Below are 2,729 nucleotides of genomic sequence, written 5' to 3'. Positions count from 1 at the left end.
CTTTGATTTTCATTGAGTATTATTTTGTTTGCTCTTCAACGTAGGCAACCAAGTCACCAACTGTTTTCAAGTCATCTTCTGCTTCGATTTGGATATCAAAAGCATCTTCGATTTCTGAGATTACTTGGAACAAGTCCAATGAATCTGCATCCAAATCATCAAAAGTTGATTCAAGTGTTACTTCTGATGCGTCTTTTCCAAGTTCTTCAACGATAATTTCTTGTACTTTTTCAAATACTGCCATGATAGGACTCCTTTAAAATAAATAGTTTTTTATAACAATGTGTTCACCACATGATTACCTAAATTGTAAGAATGAGCGTGCCCCAGGTCAATCCTCCACCGAAGCCTGATAGCAGAACAGTCTGGCTACCATCTAAAGGGATGAGACCTTGTTCCACACACTCTGAAAGTAAAATCGGGATACTGGCTGCACTGGTATTGCCATATTCCATCATATTGGCTGGAAGTTTGTCTCGGTCGACACCAATTTTTCTAGCCATTTTATCCAAGATACGGTCATTAGCCTGATGAAGTAGCAGATAATCCAAGTCTGTCGCCTCTATAGGAGATTCATCAATAGTCTGCTTGATAGACTTGGCTACATCCCGAATGGCAAAATCAAAGACTGCGCGCCCATCCATCTTCAAAAATGAATCTGCACTTTCTTGATCTGAAAATGGAGAATGCAGGCCTGAATGTCCATAAGTTAGACACTCGCTACGACTCCCATCACTATTGAGACTCTCTGCCAAGAAATGCTCTTGCTCGCTAACTTCTAGCAAGACTCCACCAGCACCATCTCCGAACAAAACAGCTGTTGATCGGTCTGACCAATCGACTGCTTTAGACAGGGTTTCACTACCAATCACCAAGCCTTTTTGAAAGCGACCAGAAGCGATAAACTTTTCAGCAGTTGAAAGAGCAAATACAAATCCACTACAAGCAGCTGTTAGGTCAAAAGCAAAGGCCTTATTAGCACCAATATTAGCTTGGACACGAGCAGCTGTAGAGGGCATCATCGAATCTGGAGTAATGGTAGCTAGGATGATAAAATCCAACTCCTCCCCTGTGATTCCAGCTTTTGCCATCAGTTTCTTGGCAACCTCTGTAGCCAAGTCACTAGTAGATTCTGTTCTTGAAATATGCCTTTGTCGTATTCCCGTCCGACTTGAAATCCACTCATCATTGGTATCCATAATCTGGGCTAAATCATGATTTGTAACCACTTGCTCTGGCACATAATGAGCAACCTGGCTTATTTTTGCAAAAGCCATTATTTCAAATCCTCCAAAAATTGATAAAGTTTAGTCAAACCTTTGCTCATAACTTCAGTTTCTTCCTTGCTCATACCGTCAATAATATTTTCGACCATAGCCTTATGGAAGCGTTTATGAAGTCTATGAACCAAGCGACCTTTCTTTGTCAAATGCAGATGCACCACACGACGATCCTGCTCTGAGCGAATGCGTTCAATGTAACCCTTGCGTTCAAGATTATTCAAACTAGTCGTAACCGTCCCAAGAGTCACCATCAACTCTTTCGACACTTGACTTGGCGTCACGTCTGGGAATTTTCCAATTACATCGATTGTATGGACTTCTTTGATGGAGATATCTTTGAAACGACTACCCCTCAAGCTAACTTCCTCGATGACGAGGACATTGTTAAATATAGATGTTAAATATTCATTAATTCGTTGGTAGTCCAATCTCTTTTCCCTCCTTTTCAAAAAAACTTTCACAATCAAAACATTTGACAAAAGAATTATATCAAACTTCAAAGAATGGTGCAAGTATTTTTTTATTTTCCAGTAAATTTCGGTCTTCTTCTCTCCGAATGAGCCCGAACTCCCTCTTTGAAATCCTCTGTTTGGGCCAAGGATTCCTGTAGCTTCAATTCTAAAGCAGCATAATCTTGCCAATCTTTAAATTGACTCTCCCAAACCAACTTCTTGATAGCTGCATAAGAATTAGCTGAGCCACGTCTTAATTTTTTAAGAAGCTGTTCTCTCGTCTTTTCAAGTTTATCAGCTTCACAGACGCGGTAAACCAGCCCCCATTCTAAAGCTTTTTCTGCGGGCAAAGCCTCACCTGTCATGGCTAATTGAGCAGCACGCGTCACACCAATACTTCGGCTCAATAGATGAATCCCACCTGCATCTGGAGCCAAACCAACGCCAACAAAGGCTTGGATAAACTTAGCCTTATCCGTTGCCAGACAGAAATCTGCAGCAACAGCCATATTCGCTGCGGCACCTGCAACAGCTCCATCAACCTCCATCAAGACAGGTTTGGCTATTTGCTTGATTTTATAAGAAATAGCATTGACCAACTCTGCGATTTTCGTCAATGATGGAATATCATCCTCATCGACTGCTCGCTTCATCTCAACCAAATCTCCCCCAACGGAGAAGACTTTGCCATTCGCGTTGATTAAGACAAAATGCACAGCCGGATCCTCTTCTGCCAAAGTCAGAGCTTCTAAAATCTCCTCACACATAGGGATATGAAAACCATTCGCGACCTCAGGACGATTCAAGGTAAGGATTGCCAAATCCTCTTCAAGCTGATAAATAATGTGTTCCATCAGGACTCCTTTTTATTTTATAAGCAGTTTATACTCTTCGAAAATCTCTTCAAACCACGTCAGCTTCGCCTTGCCGTAGGTATGGTTACTGACTTCGTCAGTTCTATCCACAACCTCAAAACAGTGTTTTGAGCTGACTT

Annotated in this window: 4 protein-coding genes; all 4 read right to left on the bottom strand. The window is 41.5% G+C overall.

Annotation, left to right across the window (positions count from 1 at the left end; translation table 11 throughout):
* Positions 1 to 19: 19 nt before the first annotated feature.
* Entirely contained in the window at positions 20 to 244 is a 225-nt protein-coding gene (locus HMPREF1048_RS06490) for an acyl carrier protein (RefSeq protein WP_000257838.1), read from the bottom strand.
* Between the two features lie 58 nt (positions 245 to 302).
* The gene (locus tag HMPREF1048_RS06485; RefSeq protein ID WP_000852950.1) at positions 303 to 1,277 is read right to left on the bottom strand and encodes a beta-ketoacyl-ACP synthase III; all 975 of its coding nucleotides are present in this window, start codon (positions 1,275 to 1,277) and stop codon (positions 303 to 305) included.
* On the bottom strand, positions 1,277 to 1,711 hold the full coding sequence (gene fabT / locus HMPREF1048_RS06480) for a fatty acid biosynthesis transcriptional regulator FabT (protein ID WP_000386358.1): 435 nt from the start codon (positions 1,709 to 1,711) through the stop codon (positions 1,277 to 1,279). Before fabT ends, HMPREF1048_RS06485 begins: the two co-directional genes overlap by 1 nt.
* A 92-nt stretch (positions 1,712 to 1,803) precedes the next feature.
* Entirely contained in the window at positions 1,804 to 2,589 is a 786-nt protein-coding gene (locus HMPREF1048_RS06475; RefSeq protein WP_000400070.1) for an enoyl-CoA hydratase, read from the bottom strand.
* Positions 2,590 to 2,729: the final 140 nt, after the last annotated feature.

The sequence above is a fragment of the Streptococcus mitis SK575 genome (assembly GCF_000257865.1).
GTDB lineage: Bacteria > Bacillota > Bacilli > Lactobacillales > Streptococcaceae > Streptococcus > Streptococcus mitis_CQ.
The sequence above is the reverse complement of the archived record's forward strand: the minus strand, read 5'-3'. Positions and strand labels throughout refer to the sequence as shown.

What these genes read in the sequence shown, in the direction of transcription:
- HMPREF1048_RS06490 (WP_000257838.1), bottom strand. Translation starts at nt 244, where the DNA reads ATGGCAGTATTTGAAAAAGTACAAGAAATTATCGTTGAAGAACTTGGA.
- HMPREF1048_RS06485 (WP_000852950.1), bottom strand. Translation starts at nt 1,277, where the DNA reads ATGGCTTTTGCAAAAATAAGCCAGGTTGCTCATTATGTGCCAGAGCAA.
- HMPREF1048_RS06475 (WP_000400070.1), bottom strand. Translation starts at nt 2,589, where the DNA reads ATGGAACACATTATTTATCAGCTTGAAGAGGATTTGGCAATCCTTACC.